The sequence below is a fragment of the Streptomyces sp. NPDC004031 genome (genome assembly GCF_053604375.1).
On record NZ_JBSGHL010000010.1, the window covers coordinates 1 to 19,346 of the forward strand.

The window sequence follows — 19,346 nt, forward strand, 5'->3', positions numbered from 1 at the left end:
AAGGCGACGTTCGGGTCGTCGGTGATGTCGATGCCGCGCAGCAGCGGGAAGGCCGCGTCGTCCAGCTCCATGGCCGTGCCCTCGGCGGCCTTGAGCCCCTGCGGGATCTCCAGCAGCCGGAGCTTCACCGGCACGTCCGCGCCGAGCAGGTGGCCCGAGGCGATGCGGAAGAGGAGCGCGTAGCCGATCTGGCCGGCCGCTCCGGTGACGGTGACGTTGACGGGAGTGCGAGTCATTGCCTTCTCCTGGCCTGTGCGCGTTCGCCGCGCGTGCTGCTGGGGTCGGGGGTGCGGCCTGTGCGCGGCCGCTCGGCAATGGCTGGGCGGCGGCCCAGATCGCGGATCTCCCCGTCGTCGGGAGAGCCACCCGTCAGGCTATCGCGGGGCTGTCGCCGAGCGGACCCGGCCCCGCCCCGGCATGCCGCCGACGTGCTGTTTCGGCCACCGCGGGGTGACCTGCCTCACCCTATGCAGACCCCGAGCACGATGAGGCCCAGGCAGAGACCGGTGGACGTCGGGCTCGGCGTCGCGGTCGGCGGCCCGTCCGAGGGGCTCGGCGCCGCGGTCGTCGTCGAGGTCGCGGGCGCGGAGGGGGGCGGATCCACCGGGGCGGGCGGCGCGGCGGACGGCGGGGCGGACGTCTGCGGCGAACTGTCCGGCGCGGGCGGCGCCGTCGTACCGGCGGGCGGCCGCGCCGAGGCCTGCGGCTGGGTGTGCGGCGGAGAGGCCACGGGGGTACGGGACGCGGGCGCCCTCGTGGCCGTCGCCGTCGGGGCGGCGCCGGGGCCGGGGGCGCTGCCGCTGCCCGTACTCGCGAGGAGGACGACCGTGAGGAGCGCGGCCACCGCGCACACACCGGCCGCCCCCAGCACGACGGCCCGCCTGCGGCCGGGCGGCAGGCCCTCCTCGGCGCTCAGCGGATCCAGCGGGTCCGGATCCGGAACGGGCTTGCCGCGGCCGCGCTCGCCCGTGCCGTTCGCCGCCTTGTCCGCGAGCCGCCACAGCGCGCCGGCCCGCTCGTAGTCCGCGCCGCTCGCCTGCGCCAGCACCTCCACGGCGGCCAGCGGCGGTACGCGGCGCGCCGCGAGGTACGAGGCCCACGCCTCCGCGGACTCCGCGGTGCGCGCGGCGAGCGCGGGCACGGTGAGGCCGCTGCGGTCCTTCATGCGCCGCAACTGCGTCGCGAGCCGCCGCATGTCCACGGGGGCGTGGTCCGTGAGCGGCTCCCATTGACCCATGACCCCGCACCCTTCGTGTCCCGACGGATACCGAGGGCAACGATAGAACACCCGTGCCGCACGGATGTTCTTTCCGCTCAACCCCCCACACGGGGAGCCCGTTTGTGCTAACGCCCACCCCCGGCGACGCCCCGGGCTGCCCCCGGAGGTGCGTTGCGCGATCCTCCGCCGGTGGGGGCTGAGCGCGCCCACGCGGCGCCAGCCGCATAACGAATACAGCCCCGCGCCCCTAAAAACGCTCACCCTGCGCGGTATTGGGCTCGCTTCTGCCGCGCAGGGCACCCACCAGGGGCGCGGGGAACTGCGCGCGCAACCACCCACCGGCAGAAGGTCGCGCGGGACACCGCAAGGCGCACCCCGGGGCGAAAGGGGCGCGGGGAACTGCGCGACCAGCCCACCACCGGCAGAAGGTCGCGCGGGACACCGCAAGGCGCACCCCGGAGCGAAACCCCTACCGAACCGAGAAGTGGATGATGTCCTCCAGGAACGGGATCCGGAGGATCGGGTCCGGCTGGGCCATGAGGGCCAGCAGGATGATCACGAGGCCCAGGATCGCGTACGTGATCACGTCAGTGAACCTGCTGCGGACGGCGAGCATGCCGACCGACTGCAGGGTCCACCGGAGCACTCCCCCGAGCAGCAGCGCCACCCCCACCGTGATCGCGCCCGCGCGAAACGCGCCGGACGCGGTGGTGACGAGGCCGGCGACCGTGCCGGCGACGACGAGGAGGATGGGCCACTGCCGTGCGGGTGCGGGCGCGTCGCCCGGGGCGGCGCGCCCGCCGCCCTCGGGGCGCGCGGTGGAGGTCGTGACGGCGGGGCGGCCTCCGGGGCCGAGCTCAGCCGACACGGCCCGCCGCCTGCCGTTCGGCCGCCTCGACGACGTTCTGCAGGAGCAGCGCCCGGGTCATGGGGCCGACGCCGCCGGGGTTGGGGGAGAGCCAGCCGGCGGTCTCGGCGACGGCGGGGTGGACGTCGCCGACGATCTTGCCGGCCTCGTCGCGGCTGACGCCGACGTCGAGCACGGCGGCGCCGGGCTTGACGTCCTCGGGCTTGACGATGTGCGGCACGCCCGCCGCGGCGACGACGATGTCGGCCTGCCGCAGCTGCGCGGACAGGTCGCGCGTGCCGGTGTGGCACAGCGTCACGGTCGCGTTCTCGGACTTGCGGGTGAGGAGCAGGCCGATGGAGCGCCCGACGGTGATGCCGCGGCCGACGACGACGACGTGCGCGCCGTTGATCGTGACGCCGTGCCGGCGGAGCAGTTCGACGATGCCGTTGGGGGTGCAGGGCAGCGGTGCGGGCACGCCGAGGACGAGCCGGCCGAGGTTGGTGGGGTGCAGCCCGTCCGCGTCCTTGGCGGGGTCCATGAGTTCCAGGACGCGGTTGGTGTCGATGCCCTTGGGCAGCGGGAGCTGCACGATGTAGCCGGTGCAGGCGGGGTCCTCGTTGAGCTCGCGGACGACCGCCTCGATGTCCTCCTGGGTGGCGGTGGCGGGCAGCTCGCGCTGGATGGAGCCGATGCCGACCTGCGCGCAGTCGCGGTGCTTGCCGGCGACGTACCACTTGCTGCCGGGGTCGTCGCCGACCAGCAGAGTGCCGAGCCCGGGGGCGACACCGCGGGCCTTGAGCGCCTGGACACGCTCGGTCAGTTCGGACTTGATCGCGGCTGCGGTGGCCTTGCCATCGAGAATCTGGGCGCTCATGGCCCCCATTGTCGTCGATCGGGGGTGCCGGTCAGCAAATCCGTGCGGTTCCCGTACGGGGACAGCCCTTGCGCGGCGATGTCACCTGGTCGGAGTATGTGGCGGTTCGCTGCCGCCCGTCCCCGTCCCGCGAAGGAAACCGCACGTGAGCCAGCCTCCCGGCCCCCCGTACCCGTACGGCGGCCAGCCCCAGCAGCCGCCGTCGCAGCCGTACGGACAGATGCCGCCCGGTGTCCCGCCGCAGGTCCCGTACGGGCAGCCGGCCGGTTACGGCTACCAGCAGCCGTACGGCTACGCGCAGCCGGGCGGGGTGCCGCCGGGGATGCCGCCGCTCGCGAGCTGGGGCGCGCGGCTCGGGTCGCTGCTGCTGGACTTCCTGATCGTCAACCTGGTGCCCGCGGGCGTCTACCTGGCCGGTTACATCCCGCACGCCGTCAAGGTGCAGCAGGCCTACAACAAGTGCGCCGACCACGGCATCTCGCAGAAGAACTGCCACAACGTGCCGGATGCGACCAGCACGAACGTGACGCTCATGGTCGTCGGCGGCATCCTGCTGCTGGCGGCCACGATCTTCCTCAGCTACCGCGAGGGGAAGACGGGCCAGACGCCGGGCCGGAAGATCGTCGGCATCCGGCTGCTGCGCGAGCGCGACGGTTCGGCGACCGGTTTCGGCCGCGCCTTCGGCCGCCGCCTGCTGCACATCCTGGACGGCATCCCGTGCGGCCTGGGCTACCTGTGGCCGCTGTGGGACTCCAAGAACCAGACGTGGGCCGACAAGATGGTCGGCACGGTGGTCGTCAAAGACCAGTTCTGATACGCCGTTTCCGATACACCGCTTCTGCTGCCTCGGTACCGAATCGGCACGCACGACGGCCGCGGCCGTACCCGCCCGGAAAGGGGGTACGGCCGCGGCCGTTCGCGTGCTCGCTCAGGGCGTGCCCGCTCAGTGCGTGCCCGCTCAGTGCGTGCCCGCTCAGTGGAAGAAGTGCCGCGTACCCGTCAGGTACATCGTGACGCCGGCCTTCTGCGCGGCCTCGATCACCGCGTCGTCGCGGACCGAGCCGCCGGGCTGGGCGACGGCCTTGACGCCCGCCTCGGCGAGCACCTCGAAGCCGTCGGGGAAGGGGAAGAAGGCGTCGGACGCGGCGTACGAGCCGGCCGCGCGCTCGGCGCCCGCGCGGGCGACCGCGAGCTTGGCCGAGTCGACCCGGTTGACCTGGCCCATGCCGACGCCGACCGTGGCGCCGTCCTTGCCCAGCAGGATCGCGTTGGACTTCACCGCGCGCGAGGCGCGCCACGCGAACGCCAGGTCGGCCAGCTCGGCCGGGGCCAGCGGCTCACCGCTGACCAGCCGCCAGCCGGCGGGGTCGTCGCCCTCGGCCTGGAAGCGGTCCTTGGCCTGGATCAGGACGCCGCCCTCGATCGGGCGCCGCTCGGTGACCGCGGCCGGGGCGCCCTCGACCTTGAGCACCCGGATGTTCTTCTTGCGGGCGAGCACCTCGACCGCGCCGTCCTCGTAGCCGGGGGCGACGATGACCTCGGTGAAGATCTCCGCGACCTGCTCGGCCATCGCGACCGACACCGGGCGGTTGACGGCGATGACGCCGCCGTACGCGGACAGCGGGTCGCACGCGTGCGCCTTGCGGTGCGCCTCGGCGACGTCCGCGCCGACCGCGATGCCGCACGGGTTGGCGTGCTTGATGATCGCCACGCACGGCTCGTCGTGGTCGTGGGCGGCGCGCCGGGCGGCCTCGGTGTCCACGTAGTTGTTGTAGGACATCTCCTTGCCGTGCAGCTGCTCCGCGCCGGCCAGGCCGCTCGCGGGGGCGTCGGCGCTGACGTACAGGGCGGCGGCCTGGTGCGGGTTCTCGCCGTAGCGCAGGGTCTGGCGGCGGGTGAAGACCTCACCGGCGAAGGCCGGGAAGTCGCCGGAGCCGTCGGCCGCGTAGCCCTCGGCGAACCAGGAGGCCACGGCCACGTCGTAGGCGGCGGTGTGCCGGAAGGCCTCGGCGGCGAGCTGCTTGCGGGCGGCGAGGTCGAAGCCGCCGGTACGCACGGCGGCCAGCACGTCGGCGTACCGCTCGGGGCTGGTGACGACGGCGACGGAGGGGTGGTTCTTGGCGGCGGCGCGCACCATCGAGGGGCCGCCGATGTCGATCTGCTCCACGCACTCGTCGTCGGACGCGCCGGAGGCGACGGTCTCGCGGAAGGGGTAGAGGTTGACGACGACCAGGTCGAACGGCTTGACGTCCAGCTCCTCCAGCTGCCGCCGGTGGTCGTCGAGCCGCAGGTCGGCGAGGATGCCGGCGTGCACGCGCGGGTGCAGCGTCTTGACCCGGCCGTCCAGGCACTCGGGGAAGCCGGTCAGCTCCTCGACGGGCGTGACGGGCACCCCGGCGGCGGCGATCCGGCCGGCCGTCGAGCCGGTGGAGACCAGCTCCACACCCGCCTCGTGCAGCCCGCGGGCCAGCTCCTCCAGGCCGGTCTTGTCGTAGACGCTGATCAGCGCGCGGCGCAGCGGGCGCTTGTCCTGGCCTTCGGTGGTGTCGGCGCTCATGCCGGGATCCGTACCTTTCGTCCTTCGATGCGGTAGCCGTCGCGCGACAGCCGCCCTACGACGTCGACGAGCAGCCGCCGCTCGACGTCCTTGATGCGCTCGTGGAGCGCTTCCTCCGTGTCGTCCTCGCTGACCTCGACCACGCCCTGGGCGATGACCGGGCCGGTGTCGACGCCGTCGTCGACGAAGTGGACGGTGCACCCGGTGACCTTGGCGCCGTACGCGAGCGCGTCGCGTACGCCGTGGGCCCCGGGGAAACTCGGCAGGAGCGCGGGATGGGTGTTGACGAACCGGCCGCCGAAGGCGGCGAGGAAGTCCTTGCCGACGATCTTCATGAAACCGGCAGAGACGACCAGGTCCGGGGAGTGGGCCGCGGTCGCCGCGGTGAGGGCGGCGTCCCACGCGGCACGGTCGGGGTGGTCCTTGACGCGTACGACGAAGGTCGGGATCCCGGCGCGCTCGGCGCGTTCCAGACCGGCGATCCCGTCGCGGTCGGCGCCGACTGCGGCGATCCTGGCCCCGTACCCGGGGTCGGCCGCGACGGCGTCCAGCAGCGCCTGGAGGTTGGTGCCGGAGCCGGAGACCAGCACGACCACGCGCGCGGTGGATCCGGCGGAGTCTGCGGCGGGCGGGACGACGAACGGCGCGTCGGACGAGGCGGGAGTACGGGCGGCCACTGGCGGGAGGCTCTCTCTCGCGGCCGCCGGGCAGTCACCCGTCAGCCTTAGGATGATCGTACGAGTCAGGGATTGGCCGGATTCCGGGGAACCCTACGAGACCCCCGACCGTCAGCAACGATACCGGCACTCCGGACGGCCCCCGCGGGACGGGGGAGCGCGCGGAGGGTAGCGTCTGCCGGGAACACGGACTTCGCGCGCCCTGCGCGAGAGTGAACGTGATGTATCCGACACCTGTGTCACGTATGACGTACATACGGCCGCACAGGCCGGAGGATTTCACCAGACCGCAATGCCCGCACGAGGAGTCGAGCCCAGGGGATGGCGCATCACATCATGAGCAGCGGCCGTATTCGTCTCGCGCTGCGCACGCCCGAGGGCGACCAGGACCAGGACAACCCGTTCGCACCGCCCCCCGAGGGCACACCGGACCGGCCCTGGCAGCCGCGGCAGCCCTCGGGTTCGAGCGGCTCGGGCGGTTCGGGCAGCTCGGACGGTTCGGACGGCTCCGGTGGACCGGACTCCGGGTCGGGGCAGGGCTCCCCCGACGGATCCGGCTCCTCCGGCCCCGGCTCCACCCCGCCCACCCCGCCGCGCGGCGCACCCCAGGCGTGGGGCAGCCAGTGGAGCAGCCGCCAGCCGCAGGGCGGACGGCCCGACCCGTACGGGCGACGGCCCGACCCCATGCAGGGCCCCACCGGCCCGCAGGGCACCGGCCCCCGCTTCGACCCCACCGACCCGGCCCACCGCCGCTCCCGCTACGCCCTCTTCTTCGGCAGCTGCGGCCTGCTCTTCGCCCTGCTCGGCTGGACGCCGGTCGGCCTGCTGCTCGGCGCGCTCGCGCTCTACTGGGGCATCAGCGCGCTGCGCATGCCGGACGAGGAGCGCGCCCAGGCCCGCGCCGCGGCCGCCTCCGCGCTGGCCGACGCCACGCAGTCGGCGCGCCCCGCGCCGCCCGCGCCGGGCCCGGACGCACAGCGCTCGTTCGTCACGGCGGCCTGGACGGGCATCGTCGCGAGCGGGCTCGCCCTCGTCATCGTGGCCGGCACGTACGCCTTCCACCTCGCCTACCGCGACTACTACACCTGCCGCCAGGACGCCCTCACCACTCCGGCCGCGCACGCCTGCCAGAAGCTCCTCCCGAAGCCGCTGCGCGACCTGCCGTCGATGCGCCCGTAGTTCTCCTTCCCTCCCGTCCTCAGCTCCCGTCGGGCGGCGCGGGCGGTTTCGGCGGCACGGGAGGCACCGGCGGCTTCGACGTCTTGAGCGGGGCCGGTGGTGGCGACGACGGCGGCGGTCCTGCCGACACGGGCGGCTTCGGCGGTACCGGCGGCTGCGGCGGCTGCGGCGGCTGTGGCGGCGCCGGGGGCCGGAACGGCTGGAGCGGGCGCGGGCGTACGGGCGGCTGCGGGACCTGCGGCGGCTGCGGCGGCGGTTGGGGCACCGCCCTGGCGCGCGGGGTGCGGGTACGCAGCCAGGACACGGCCGCGGCGGGCGGCAGCACCAGGGCCAGCGGCCAGGCGGCGGCCGCGGCGGCGGTGAGCCACCACACCGGGCCGACGTGCGCGAGGGTGCCGACGCCCAGGGGCCCGCCCGCGGCCGCCGCGAGGATCCCGAGCGTGAGCCCGCACGTCACCGCGGCGCCCGCGGTGACCAGGGCGGTGCGGCCGGGCCGCAGTCGGGCGCGTACGCAGACCCAGCCCAGCGCCGCGGCGGCGAGGACCGGCACCGCGAGGGTCGCCCAGCCCGCCGGGGTCGGCCCGCCCTGGCCCGGCAGCGCGGCGAGCAGCGGGAAACGCGGCAGCAGCGGGTAGCCGGAGGTCCCGGCGGGCGCGACGGTGCTGCCCGCGCCGACGGAGAAGCCGGGCCCGAGCGCGTACGCCGCCGACCACACCGCGAGGTTCGGCACCAGCAGCGCGCACAGCAGGAACACCGCGGCCTGGCCCGCGAAGGGCGCGCTGAGCTGCCCGAACGTCCGGCCCGCCGCCCCGGAGTGCCACCCGAGGGCGAGTCCGCCGACGACGGCCCCGCCGCCCACCAGGACACCCGCGCCGATACCGCCGGCCCGCAGCGCGAGCGCGACGTCGCCGCCCCACGTCCGGGCCGACAGCAGGGGCCGGCCGCTGCCCGCCCACGCCCCGGCGGCGGTCGCGGCGCCCGCGAGCAGCGGCACGTGCAGCAGCGCGGACAGCACGCCGACGTGCAGCGACCCGGCGGTGGCGTACACGGTGACGGGCACGGCGACGGCGAGGTAGCCGCCGAGCACCCAGCCCGCGCAGGCACGCGTGCCGTTGGCGACCGCCGACGCCGTCCCGCGGTACAGCAGCCACACCGGCAGCACGGTGAGCAGCAGCGGCGTGACGCCCACGGGCGCCGGGGTCCCGGAGAGGGTGGTGTCGCGCACCAGGTCGGCGCCGTGCGCCAGCAGCCACAGGTCGGCGGCGATGTGCAGGGCCCCGCCGAGTCCGCTGTCGGGGAAGGGCGAGACGACCCAGAGCAGCAGCACGACCGCCGCGAGGCCGAGCAGCGCGAGCCCCGCCGCGGCCGTCCCCGCGGCGAGGGCGGACGCGCGCAGCGCGGGGAGGGGGCGGGGGAGGTCGGGGTCGGGCTCGGCCGCTGCTCCGGAGCCGGGGCGGGCCGCCGGTTGCGTCATATGGGTCACGCCGTCCCATGGTGCCAACAACACCCGTTTCGCCCGTGCAGCAGGCGGTTGGTCGTCGTGTCGCCCATGATGCGGCGTATACATGCTTTTTTCGGACTGTCTGATGCATATGACGAGTCGGATGAGATGAGAGGTCGTTCCCGTGAGCAGGCGTACCTCGTGAGCAGGCGCAAGCGCCCCCACACGTCCCGGCCCCGGGCCGCCGCCCGGACCGCCCGTACCGCTCCCGCGTCCGTCGCCGCCGCGTCCCCTTCCGCGCCGGCCCCTCCCTCCCCCGCCGCTTCGGCGACGGCCCTTCTTCCGCTGGGGACGGTCACCGTTCACCCCGCGGTGACCGCCGAGATCCTGCGGCCGGACGCGGAGGCGGTAGCGGCCCCGGCTGAGGTCGCGCCCGCGGCGCCGGTCCGTACGGAGACGGCGGCGGACCCGGGTGACGCGCTGCTCGACCCGGCGGACACGCTCGACCCCGAGGCCGCGTTCGACGCGCTCTACCTGCGCTGCGCGGGGCCGCTGCGGCGGCAGGTCGTCGTCCTCACGGGCGACGCGGAGCTGGCCGCCGAGGCGGTGCGGCGGGCGTTCGACCAGGCCTGGCAGCGGTGGCCGGAGGTCGCGCGGGACAGCGACCCGGCGGGCTGGCTGCGGGCCACCGCGCACACCTACGCGCTCGCGCCCTGGCAACGGCACTGGAAGCGGGTGCGCAGGCGCCCGCCCGTACCCGCGCCGGAGGACGGCCTGTGGCGCGCGCTGGTGGGGCTGCACCCGGAGCGGCGGCGGGCGCTGCTGCTGCACGACGGGCTCGGGATGAGCCTGGTGCGCACCGCGGCCGAGGTCGAGTCGAGCCCGGCGGCCGCCGCGTCCCGCATCATCGGGGCCCGCCGCGAGCTGGCCGCGGCGGCGCCGGACGCGTACGACGGGGGTGACGCGGCCGAGCACCTGGGCGGTCTGCTCGCGGCCGTACCCGAACCGCCGCCCGCGCCGGACGGCGCCCCGGAGGTGCCCGCGCGGGCCGCGGGCGTACGGGAGGCGAGCGAGCGCGGGACGCGGCGCCGCACCCTCGCGTCCTTCGCCGCGGCCGGGACGGTGCTGCTGGTCACGACCGTCGGCATGATCGTCGGACCGAGCCGTCCGGGCGCCTCGCACCACCACGACCCCGTGCCGCCGCACGGTCAGGCGGCGCGGACCGCGCCCTGAGACCCCCCGCGACGGCGGACGGCCCGCCCCCCGTTGCGGGGAGCGGGCCGTCCGGTGTGCGGCGGTGGGTCAGCCGACCAGGATCTCCCGGGCCAGCCGCGCGGTCTCGGACGGCGTCTTGCCGACCTTGACGCCCGCGGCCTCCAGGGCCTCCTTCTTGGCCTGCGCGGTGCCGGAGGAGCCGGAGACGATGGCGCCGGCGTGGCCCATGGTCTTGCCCTCGGGCGCGGTGAAGCCCGCGACGTAGCCGACGACCGGCTTCGTCACGTTCTTCTCGATGAAGGCCGCGGCCCGCTCCTCGGCGTCGCCGCCGATCTCGCCGATCATGACGATCAGGTCGGTGTCGGGGTCGGCCTCGAACGCGGCGAGCGCGTCGATGTGCGTGGTGCCGATGATCGGGTCGCCGCCGATGCCGACCGCGGTCGAGAAGCCGATGTCGCGCAGCTCGTACATCATCTGGTACGTCAGCGTGCCGGACTTCGAGACCAGGCCGATACGGCCCGGCTTGGTGATGTCGCCCGGGATGATGCCGACGTTCGACTGGCCCGGGGTGATGATGCCGGGGCAGTTCGGGCCGATGATGCGGGTCTTGTTGCCCTTCTTGCCGGCGTACGCCCAGAAGGCGGCGGAGTCGTGCACCGCGATGCCCTCGGTGATGACGACGGCGAGCGGGATCTCCGCGTCGATCGCCTCGACGACGGCGTCCTTGGTGAACTTCTCCGGCACGAAGATGACCGTGACGTTCGCGCCGGTGGCCTCGACGGCCTCCTTGACCGAACCGAACACCGGTACCTCGGTGCCGTCGAAGTCGACCTTCTGCCCGGCCTTGCGCGGGTTGACGCCGCCCACGACGTTGGTGCCGTCGCCCAGCATCAGCTTGGTGTGCTTGACGCCGGTCGCGCCGGTCATGCCCTGGACGATGACCTTGCTGTCCTTGGTGAGCCAGATAGCCATAGTGGTGTGTGTCCTCGTCCTCTGCTTACTTCGCGGCGGCCAGCTCGGCGGCCTTGTCGGCCGCGCCGTCCATGGTGTCGACGCGCTGCACCAGCGGGTGCGCGGCGTCGGTGAGGATCTTCCGGCCCAGCTCGGCGTTGTTGCCGTCGAGACGGACGACGAGCGGCTTGGTGACCTGCTCGCCGCGGTCCTCCAGCAGCTTCAGCGCCTGGACGATGCCGTTGGCGACCTCGTCGCACGCGGTGATGCCACCGAAGACGTTGACGAAGACGGAGCGGACGTCCGGGTCGCCGAGGATGATCTCCAGGCCGTTGGCCATGACCTGGGCGGATGCGCCGCCGCCGATGTCCAGGAAGTTGGCGGGCTTCACGCCGCCGTGCGCCTCACCGGCGTACGCGACGACATCGAGGGTGCTCATGACGAGGCCCGCGCCGTTGCCGATGATGCCGACCTGGCCGTCGAGCTTGACGTAGTTCAGGCCCTTGGCCTTGGCGGCGGCCTCCAGCGGGTTGGCGGCGGCCTTGTCGTGGAGCTCCTCGAAGTCCGGGTGGCGGAACTCCGCGTTGTCGTCCAGCGACACCTTGCCGTCCAGCGCGAGGACCTGGCCGGAGGCGACCTTGGCCAGCGGGTTGACCTCGACCAGGAGGGCGTCCTCCTTGATGAAGACCTCCCACAGGCTCACCAGCACGTCCGCGACCTGGTCGGCGACCTCGGCCGGGAACTTCGCGGCGGCCACGATCTCCTGGGCCTTCGCCTTGTCGACACCGTCGATCGCGTCGATCGGGGTCTTCGCCACGGCCTCGGGACGGTTCGCCGCGACCTCCTCGATCTCCATGCCGCCCTCGACGGACGCGATGGAGAGGAAGGTGCGGTTCGCGCGGTCCAGGAGGAAGGAGACGTAGTACTCCTCGACGATCTCCGGGGCCGTCTCGGCGATCATCACCTTGTGGACCGTGTGGCCCTTGATGTCCATGCCGAGGATGTCCGTCGCGCGGGCGACGGCCTCGTCCGGGGTCGCGGCCAGCTTCACGCCGCCGGCCTTGCCACGGCCACCGACCTTGACCTGGGCCTTGACGACCGACTTGCCGCCGAGCCGCTCGGTGATCTCGCGCGCCGCCTCAGGCGTGTCGATAACTTCACCGGCCAGCACCGGTACCCCGTGCTTGGCGAAGAGATCCCTCGCCTGGTACTCGAACAGGTCCACGCGCGTCCGTCTCCCTTTTCCCTGGAATCGGCTGGAGTTAAGCCCGGATGGTGTACGCGTCGGCGGGAGGCTGCCGTCGTGAACACGTACAGCGCCGCCTGCCGGCTGGGCGTGCCGCACGGGCAGGGCGACTGCACCACCAGCTGTCACCAGATAAGCGCACGCGGTGTCCGAGTACGCGGCATGTCCGTCTTGCAGGTTATCGCCGCGCGGCGGCGCTGCCGAAATCCGGGCATGGCCGTGAGCGGTGAGAACGGTCACAACCCGCCCGTTCGGGCCACCGCCGGAGGGCCCCGGACGGGGCCTTTCCGGGCCCCGTACGGCCTCAGGCCTCGGGTATCGGGATCGGGCGCTTCTCGATGGCCGCCGCCATGACGTCCGGGAAGTGGTCGGGCGTGCAGGCGAACGCGGGCGCGCCCAGTGCTGCCAGTGCCGCCGCGTGCTCCCGGTCGTACGCCGGCGCACCCTCGTCCGACAGCGCGAGCAGCGCCACGAACTGCACGCCGGACGCCTTCATCGCCGCGACCCGCTTCAGCATCTCGTCCCGGATACCGCCCTCGTACAGATCGCTGATCAGCACCACCACGGTGTCAGCCGGACGGGTGATACGGGAAGCGCAGTACGCCAGCGCCCGGTTGATGTCCGTACCGCCGCCGAGCTGCGTGCCGAACAGCACGTCCACCGGGTCGGCGAGCTGGTCGGTGAGATCGACCACCGCCGTGTCGAACACCACCAGGCGCGTCGCGATCGCACGCATCGACGCCAGGACCGCGCCGAAGACGGAGGCGTAGACGACCGAGGCCGCCATCGACCCGGACTGGTCGATGCACAGCACGACGTCCTTCTTCACCGAGCGGTCCGCCCGCCCGTAGCCGATCAGCCGCTCCGGCACGACCGTGCCGTGCTCCGGCAGGTAGTGCCGCAGATTGGCACGGATCGTACGGTCCCAGTCGATGTCGCGGTGGCGCGGCCGGCCGACCCGGGCCGAACGGTCGAGCGCGCCGGTCAGCGTCGCCCGGGTGCGGGTCGCGAGCCGGGCCTCAAGATCCTCGACGACCTTGCGGACCACGGCCCGCGCGGTCTCCTTCGTCGTCTCGGGCATCGCCTTGCTGAGCGACAGCAGCGTGCCGACCAGATGCACGTCAGCCTCCACCGCCTCCAGCATCTCCGGCTCCAGCAGCAGCGCGGACAGGCCGAGCCGGCCGATCGCGTCCCGCTGCATCACCTGCACCACGGAGGTGGGGAAATACCGGCGGATGTCCCCGAGCCAGCGCGCGACCTGCGGCGCCGACCCCCCGAGCCCCGCCCCGTTCCCCCCGTAGAGCGACCCGAGCGCCCGGTCCATCGCCGCGTCCCGCCCCGCGAGCGCGTACCCCGTCCCTTCCCCCCCACCGAGCACCATCCGCCACCGCCGCATCCGCTCCTCGCCTCCGGCGAGGACAGGTACTGAGCTACTTCCGCCGGTCACGCGGCTGCCGGAGGAGCTTCCGCCGGGGGCGGAGGTGTTGCCGCCGGGGGCGGGGGTGCTTCCGCCGGGGGCGGGGGGCTCGGCTGCCGCGCCGGAGGCGGACGCCGCAGGGGCAGGCGGCAGGGGCGGGGTGGGGGGGTCGGTGGGGTGGGGATTGGTCATTGTCAGGCTCCCCCGGTCGGGTGGGTTCCCAGGTCGGTGGTCGTGGTCGTGCCGAGCAGCAGGCGGACGGTGTGGGCCGCGGCGGCGGCGCGGGACGGGTCGAGGGCCGGGGCGAATCCGGGCAGGCCGGGTTCCGCGGAGCCGGGGGCGGGACGGCGGGCGGTCGCCGGGCCGCGGCGGACCAGCTCGCCGACCGTGCGGCGCACCCCCGGCTCGAACTCCGCGAACGTCCGCCGCAGCAGCGGCAGCACATCGGGGAAGGCCGCGGGCGGCACCGCGCATATCCATGCGTCCAGCAGCGCGAGCAGGCGCTCGTCGTGCACGAGCAGCATCCCGCCGCCCGCGAGGAAGCCCTCGATCCAGCCGGCCGCGTCCGCGGGGGCGGTGCCCGGGGAGAGTGTCAGCCCCATCAGCCGGGCGGCCTGCTCGGGTGTCAGCCGCCCGTCGTCCAGCAGCAGCCGGGCGGCGGCTCCGCGCAGCAGCCCGGGTATGCCGCCGGGGGCCCCGCCGGGCCGGTCGGCGCGTTCGGCGAGCCCGCGCAGGGCTGCGGCCCAGCGGTCCCGCAGTGCGGGGTCGGGCAGCAGTGCGACCGCGCGGTGCACCCCGTCGAGATGTTCGCGCATGGCCGCCGCCCCGTCGGCGTCCAGCCCCGCGCAGGCGGGCGGCAGCCCGACGCAGATCCGCAGCGCCAGGCCCGCGGCGACCTCGCCGAGCGCCGCCGCGTCCGTCCCCCGCACGTCCCCGTAGCGGACCGCCCGCACCAGCGCGGGGAGCGCCGCCGCCAGGTGCGCCACATCCGTGTCGAGCGCCGCGCGATCCGCCAGCACCCGCATCACCACGGGCAGCGCGTCCGCGAGACCGGCGAGCAGGCATGTCTCGGCCAGCGCCGTGACCTCGGCGAGTGTCGTGGCGTGCGCTGCCGCGTCGGCTGCCTTCGCCGCCGCGGCGGACGCCACCGTCGTCCCCCAGATCCCGGCCTCCGCGACCCGCACCGCCAGTTCGGGCTCCCAGCGCAGCCGCCATTCCTCCCGGAAGGTGCCGGTGCTCCCCCGGCCGCCGGCGGGTTCGCCCCAGCCGACGCCGAGCAGCGCCAGCCGGTGCAGCAGCTTGCTGCGGGCGGCGTCGGTGTCCTTGCGCAGATCCAGGTCCAGATGGCGCTCCAGCGCCTCCGGCTTGAGGCGCAGCGTGCGCTGCTGCCGGGCCAGATCCCGGGCGAGCGGCACCGCGGGCGCGTCCGGCGGCACCTCGCCGAGCGCGTCCCCGACCACCAGCCTGTCGCGGATGAGGGCGAGCGGCACATCGGAGCCGTCGCACATCACCGCGCGCACCGCGTCCGTCGCCTCGCCGAGCCCGGCGAGCGGTCTGCCGCGCAGCGCCGCGAGCGTCTCGGCCAGCCGCACCGCCTCGATGACGTGCGCGGACGAGACCGGGATGTCCTCCTCCCGGAGCAGCCCGGCGACCTTCGTCATCCAGCGGGTGACCGGCCGGTCGGGTGAGGTGAACAGGTGCCGGTACCAGCCCGGCGAGTCGATGCCCGCGCCGTACCCGCTCGCGCGGGCGAGCCTGCGGTGCGTCCAGGGCACCCACGTCGTCTCCACCCGGACCTTCGGCAGGCCCTTGAGCAGCTGCCGGTCCGCGGCGACCGCCGTCCGCGCGGCGAGCGCGGGCACGTGCCAGGCCCCGCACACCACGGCCGTCCGCGCGTGCGCCCGGCGGGCCTCGCGCAGCCGCAGCCGCATGTGTGCCTCCCGCACGGGGTCGTGGGGGTGGCCGCCGTCGCCGTGCACCGCGCGGATCGCGGCCATCGCCTCGCCGAGCGCGGCGAACGGGGCGAGCGGATCGGCCTGGCCGTCGGCACCTCCGCCGGTGCCGTCGCCGCGGTGCTCGACCGCGTCTTCCCACCAGCGCTCCGGATCGTCGTACCCGGCCGTCTCCGCGAGCACCGCCAGCGGATCGATCCGCACGTCCGCCTCCCCCGCACCCCCGCCGGGCCCCGGCTCGGGCCCGGTCGCTTCGGGCGCGTCCCCGGGGGCGGCGGGGGCGTCCCCCGGACCGGGCGCGGGCCCGGCGGCGGACGGCGTCCCGGGACCGGTCGGGGCCTCCTCATCCGCGTCGTCCGGGGCGTCGGCGAGGGCCAGGTCTTCCGGGGAGGGGCGCAGGGCCAGGCTGACGGCGGCGGGAAGGTCGATGAAGCGGACCTCCGCGCCCGCGGCCGCGGCCCAGCGCAGGGCGACCCACTCGGGCGAGAACTCGGCGAAGGGCCAGAAGGCCGCGCGCGCGGGGTCGTCGACCACGTGCGAGAGCAGCGCGACCGGCGGCTGCATCGCGGGATCCGCGGCCAGTCCCACCAGCGCGTCGGCCTCCGGCGGGCCCTCGATCAGCACCGCCTGCGGGCGGTAGGCCTCCAGTGCGGCGAGCACCGCCCGCGCCGACCCGGGCCCGTGGTGCCGCACGCCGAGCAGCACCGCGTCCCCCGTGCCCTGCGCCACCACGGTCGCGGCCAGCACGTCCCGGGCTTTCCCGCGGAGCGCGGGCGCACCGGTCGCAGCCGCGCGCTCTTCCTCGCCCGGCCCGGAGGACGGGGAATCCGGCCCGGACACGCCGGGCGCTGCCGTCTCCTCCGGCTGCCCGGCCGCCCGCCGTACCTCGGATCCTGTCGTACCGCTCATGCCGCGCCCCCTCCCGAACATCCCGCTTCCCGACACCGCCCGGTCCGTGGGCGGCGCTTCGGCCGCCGGTCGCCGCCGTGTCCCGAACGCCCCGGTCTCCTGCGCGCCCGCGGCTTCCCCCGTGTCCGGCCGTGGGCCGGGAGCTGCCGCCGGGCACCACGGCGATCCACCGGCGCGTAGGGCCGCCGGGCGGCGGGGCGGCCTCATGACGACACCTCACGGCAGGCGCGGTAGAAGTCCTTCCAGCCGTCGCGCTCGCGCACGACCGTCTCCAGATACTCCTGCCAGACGAGACGGTCCGCCGCCGGGTCGCGGACCACGGCGCCGAGGATGCCCGCGGCGACGTCGGGGGCGCGCAGCACGCCGTCCCCGAAGTGGGCCGCCAGGGCGAGGCCGCTCGTCACGACGGAGATCGCCTCGGCCGTGGAGAGCGTGCCCGACGGGGACTTGATCTTGGTGCGCCCGTCCTCCGTGACGCCGGAGCGCAGCTCGCGGAAGACGGTGACGACACGGCGGATCTCGTCGGCGCCGCGCGGCGCGGCGGGAAGGTCGAGGCCGCGTCCTATCTGGGCGACGCGGCGGGCGACGATCTCCACCTCGTCCTCCGCGCTCGCGGGCAGCGGCAGCACCACCGTGTTGAAGCGGCGGCGCAGCGCGCTCGACAGCTCGTTGACCCCGCGGTCGCGGTCGTTGGCCGTCGCGATGAGGTTGAAGCCGCGGACGGCCTGCTGCTCCGTCCCCAGTTCGGGGATCGGCAGCGTCTTCTCGGACAGGATCGTGATGAGCGTGTCCTGGACATCGGCCGGGATGCGCGTCAGCTCCTCCACGCGCGCGATGCGGCCCTCCGCCATCGCCCGCATCACCGGGCTGTGCACGAGCGCCTGCCGGCTCGGGCCGTGTGTGAGCAGTTGGGCGTAGTTCCATCCGTAGCGGATGGCCTCCTCGGGGGTGCCGGCCGTGCCCTGCACCAGCAGGGTGGAATCGCCGCTGATCGCCGCCGCCAGGTGCTCCGACACCCAGGTCTTCGCCGTGCCCGGCACGCCGAGCAGCAGCAGCGCCCGGTCGGTGGCGAGTGTCGTCACGGCGACCTCGACGATGCGGCGCGGGCCGACGTATTTAGGGGTCACGACCGTGCCGTCCGGGAGTGTCCCGCCGAGCAGGTAGGTGGCCACCGCCCAGGGCGAGAGCTGCCAGCGGGCCGGGCGCGGGCGGTCGTCGGCGGCGGCGAGCGCGGCCAGTTCGGCCGCGAAGGTCTCCTCGGCGTGCGGCCGCAGGGCCTCCTCGGTGCCGGCCGCGACGCTCGTCGAAGCGGTCATGGCTCTCCCCCACTCGTTCGAACGGACCCCCTCGGTCCGTGCTGATCCCACTGTGCACCCCCCCACTGACAATCCGTCACAGCGCGCTATCCGCGCAGGTCACAGCGATTGTCAGTGGGTGCCCCTAGCGTGGTGGGCATGGACGAAACGGAAGCTCGGTGGACGGCCGACCAGGTGCTCGGACTGGCGCCTGACACGGCGTCACGCACCGCGGGCGCGCGGCTCGCGACGCGCGCGCCGTGGTCGGGCACGGGCGCGTCGCACGACGCGGTGTGGGGCCTGTGCGCGGGCAGCGGCAGCCGTCCGTACCAGACGGCCGTCGATCTGCGCGGGCCCGCGTACGCGTGCTCGTGCCCGAGCCGGAAGTTCCCGTGCAAGCACGCGCTGGGGCTGCTTTTACTGTGGGCCGGTGACGAAGGGGCGGTCGCCGCGGGGGCGGTCGCGCCGGAGTGGGCCGAGCAGTGGCTGACGGCCCGCCGCAAGAAGGCGGAGGCGACCGCCCCCACCGCCTCCGCGGAGGAGGAGCCCGCGCCGGGCCCGTCCGCGGCCGACGCCGCCCGCAAGCGGGCCGAGCGGCGGGCGGTGCGGGTCGAGGGCGGCGCCGCCGAGCTGGAGCAGCGGCTCACCGACCTGCTGCGCGGCGGCCTCGCGGGCGCGGAGCGCGCGGGCTACCAGCAGTGGGACGAGATGGCGGCCCGCATGGTCGACGCGCAGGCCCCTGGGCTCGCCTCCCGGGTCCGCACGCTGGGTGCGGCCGCCGCGGCGGGCGGGGACTGGCCGTCGCGCATGCTGGAGGAGACGGGCCTGCTGCACCTGCTGGCCCGCGGGTATCTCGGCCGCGAGCGCCTCCCCGGGCCGCTGGCCGAGACGGTACGGACGCGCGTCGGCTTCACCGTCGATTCCGCGGAGGTCCTCGCGGGGCCGCGGATCCGCGGGCAGTGGCTGGTCCTCGCGCAGTACGACACGCCGGACGAACGGCTGACCACCCGCCGGGTCTGGCTCCATGACGCCGCGTCGGGCCGCTTCGCCCTGCTCCTCTCCTTCGGCGCCGCGGGCCGCGCCCCCGAACTGACGCTGCCCGTCGGCTCGGTCCTCGACGCGGAGCTGGCCTACCACCCGGCCGCGGTCCCGCTGCGCGCGGTGCTCGGCGAGGTGTTCGCGACGACCGCCCCCGACGGCACCCCGCCGGGCACCTCGGTGGCCGCCGCCCTCGACGCGTACGGCACGGCGCTCGCGGACGACCCCTGGCTGGACGCCTTCCCCGTCGTCCTCACCGACGTCGTGCCCCTTCCCGGCCAGGACCACTGGCAGGTCGCCGACGCGGCGTCCGACGCCGCCGCCCCGCTCACGAGCCCCACCCCGCTGTGGCGGCTGGCCGCCATATCCGGCGGCCACCCCGTCACCCTCTTCGCCGAGGCCACCCCGGCCGGCCTCCACCCGCTGGCCGCCTGGCCACCGGAATCACCCGTCCCGCTGCCCGTATAAGAGGACGGCCCGTCAGACGACCACGCAAGGCGAGGAGCCAGGCCCGCGGCCGGCTCAC

General features: G+C 75.0%; 16 protein-coding genes. 4 read left to right on the forward strand and 12 right to left on the reverse strand.

All coding sequences use genetic code 11. The annotated features are described in order from the left end of the window. From ACWERV_RS08390 to ACWERV_RS08405, 4 genes are all read right to left on the reverse strand, one after another. On the reverse strand, positions 1-236 hold a 236-nt coding region (locus ACWERV_RS08390), incomplete at its 3' end, for a lactate/malate family dehydrogenase (protein WP_452930358.1). A 224-nt stretch (positions 237-460) separates the two neighbouring features. Continuing rightward, entirely contained in the window at positions 461-1,237 is a 777-nt protein-coding gene (locus tag ACWERV_RS08395) for a helix-turn-helix domain-containing protein (RefSeq protein ID WP_452930361.1), read from the reverse strand. Positions 1,238-1,688: 451 nt separating this feature from the next. Further along, complete coding sequence (locus tag ACWERV_RS08400) at positions 1,689-2,087, reverse strand: DUF3017 domain-containing protein (protein WP_398185101.1); 399 nt, start codon at positions 2,085-2,087, stop codon at positions 1,689-1,691. Next, entirely contained in the window at positions 2,077-2,943 is an 867-nt protein-coding gene (locus tag ACWERV_RS08405; RefSeq protein ID WP_398185104.1) for a bifunctional methylenetetrahydrofolate dehydrogenase/methenyltetrahydrofolate cyclohydrolase, read from the reverse strand. Before ACWERV_RS08405 ends, ACWERV_RS08400 begins: the two co-directional genes overlap by 11 nt. A gap of 145 nt (positions 2,944-3,088) precedes the next feature. Here ACWERV_RS08405 and ACWERV_RS08410 point away from each other — a divergent pair, with 145 nt between their 5' ends. Further along, positions 3,089-3,757 carry an RDD family protein gene (locus ACWERV_RS08410; protein ID WP_452930364.1) on the forward strand — a complete coding sequence of 223 codons (669 nt, stop codon included), beginning with the start codon at positions 3,089-3,091 and terminating at the stop codon, positions 3,755-3,757. Between the two features lie 159 nt (positions 3,758-3,916). Here the strand turns inward: ACWERV_RS08410 and purH are convergent, their stop codons facing one another. Both purH and purN read right to left on the reverse strand, forming a co-directional pair. Continuing rightward, positions 3,917-5,500, reverse strand: coding sequence for a bifunctional phosphoribosylaminoimidazolecarboxamide formyltransferase/IMP cyclohydrolase (gene purH, locus ACWERV_RS08415; protein WP_452930367.1), 1,584 nt, complete (start codon positions 5,498-5,500; stop codon positions 3,917-3,919). Beyond that, positions 5,497-6,096 (reverse strand): phosphoribosylglycinamide formyltransferase, encoded by a 600-nt coding sequence (gene purN / locus ACWERV_RS08420; protein WP_398185849.1) that lies wholly within the window; start codon positions 6,094-6,096, stop codon positions 5,497-5,499. Before purN ends, purH begins: the two co-directional genes overlap by 4 nt. 402 nt (positions 6,097-6,498) lie before the next feature. Between purN and ACWERV_RS08425 the strand changes: the two genes are divergently transcribed. Then, positions 6,499-7,356, forward strand: coding sequence for a hypothetical protein (locus ACWERV_RS08425; RefSeq protein ID WP_452930370.1), 858 nt, complete (start codon positions 6,499-6,501; stop codon positions 7,354-7,356). Positions 7,357-7,375: 19 nt separating this feature from the next. On the opposite strand, the gene ACWERV_RS08430 is transcribed toward ACWERV_RS08425, so the two are convergent. Next, positions 7,376-8,830, reverse strand: a complete 1,455-nt coding sequence (locus tag ACWERV_RS08430; protein WP_452930663.1) for a cell division protein PerM — start codon at positions 8,828-8,830, stop codon at positions 7,376-7,378. Between the two features lie 339 nt (positions 8,831-9,169). Here ACWERV_RS08430 and ACWERV_RS08435 point away from each other — a divergent pair, with 339 nt between their 5' ends. After that, the gene (locus tag ACWERV_RS08435; protein WP_452930373.1) at positions 9,170-10,030 is read left to right on the forward strand and encodes an RNA polymerase sigma factor; all 861 of its coding nucleotides are present in this window, start codon (positions 9,170-9,172) and stop codon (positions 10,028-10,030) included. A 69-nt stretch (positions 10,031-10,099) separates the two neighbouring features. Here the strand turns inward: ACWERV_RS08435 and sucD are convergent, their stop codons facing one another. From sucD to ACWERV_RS08460, 5 genes are all read right to left on the reverse strand, one after another. Then, a complete protein-coding gene (gene sucD / locus ACWERV_RS08440; protein ID WP_398185120.1) occupies positions 10,100-10,984 on the reverse strand; it encodes a succinate--CoA ligase subunit alpha in 885 nt (294 codons plus the stop codon). A gap of 25 nt (positions 10,985-11,009) precedes the next feature. Beyond that, a complete protein-coding gene (sucC, locus tag ACWERV_RS08445) occupies positions 11,010-12,188 on the reverse strand; it encodes an ADP-forming succinate--CoA ligase subunit beta (protein WP_398185123.1) in 1,179 nt (392 codons plus the stop codon). Positions 12,189-12,513: 325 nt separating this feature from the next. Continuing rightward, positions 12,514-13,605 (reverse strand): VWA domain-containing protein, encoded by a 1,092-nt coding sequence (locus tag ACWERV_RS08450; protein WP_452930666.1) that lies wholly within the window; start codon positions 13,603-13,605, stop codon positions 12,514-12,516. Positions 13,606-13,820: 215 nt separating this feature from the next. Continuing rightward, positions 13,821-16,487 carry a DUF5682 family protein gene (locus ACWERV_RS08455; protein ID WP_452930376.1) on the reverse strand — a complete coding sequence of 889 codons (2,667 nt, stop codon included), beginning with the start codon at positions 16,485-16,487 and terminating at the stop codon, positions 13,821-13,823. Positions 16,488-16,690: 203 nt separating this feature from the next. Then, positions 16,691-17,803: an ATP-binding protein gene (locus tag ACWERV_RS08460; RefSeq protein ID WP_452930379.1), complete on the reverse strand. Its 1,113-nt coding sequence runs from the start codon at positions 17,801-17,803 to the stop codon at positions 16,691-16,693. Positions 17,804-17,941: 138 nt separating this feature from the next. On the opposite strand from ACWERV_RS08460, the gene ACWERV_RS08465 reads away from it, so the two are divergent. Beyond that, the gene (locus ACWERV_RS08465; protein ID WP_452930382.1) at positions 17,942-19,288 is read left to right on the forward strand and encodes an SWIM zinc finger family protein; all 1,347 of its coding nucleotides are present in this window, start codon (positions 17,942-17,944) and stop codon (positions 19,286-19,288) included. Positions 19,289-19,346 lie beyond the last annotated feature (58 nt).

Bases quoted from the DNA above. Each gene is read 5' to 3' on its own strand.
- purH (WP_452930367.1), bottom strand. From the start codon at position 5,500: ATGAGCGCCGACACCACCGAAGGCCAGGACAAGCGCCCGCTGCGCCGC.
- sucD (WP_398185120.1), bottom strand. From the start codon at position 10,984: ATGGCTATCTGGCTCACCAAGGACAGCAAGGTCATCGTCCAGGGCATG.
- ACWERV_RS08460 (WP_452930379.1), bottom strand. From the start codon at position 17,803: ATGACCGCTTCGACGAGCGTCGCGGCCGGCACCGAGGAGGCCCTGCGG.
- ACWERV_RS08425 (WP_452930370.1), top strand. From the start codon at position 6,499: ATGGCGCATCACATCATGAGCAGCGGCCGTATTCGTCTCGCGCTGCGC.
- ACWERV_RS08395 (WP_452930361.1), bottom strand. From the start codon at position 1,237: ATGGGTCAATGGGAGCCGCTCACGGACCACGCCCCCGTGGACATGCGG.
- ACWERV_RS08450 (WP_452930666.1), bottom strand. From the start codon at position 13,605: ATGCGGCGGTGGCGGATGGTGCTCGGTGGGGGGGAAGGGACGGGGTAC.
- ACWERV_RS08405 (WP_398185104.1), bottom strand. From the start codon at position 2,943: ATGAGCGCCCAGATTCTCGATGGCAAGGCCACCGCAGCCGCGATCAAG.
- ACWERV_RS08465 (WP_452930382.1), top strand. From the start codon at position 17,942: ATGGACGAAACGGAAGCTCGGTGGACGGCCGACCAGGTGCTCGGACTG.
- ACWERV_RS08430 (WP_452930663.1), bottom strand. From the start codon at position 8,830: ATGACGCAACCGGCGGCCCGCCCCGGCTCCGGAGCAGCGGCCGAGCCC.
- ACWERV_RS08455 (WP_452930376.1), bottom strand. From the start codon at position 16,487: ATGAGCGGTACGACAGGATCCGAGGTACGGCGGGCGGCCGGGCAGCCG.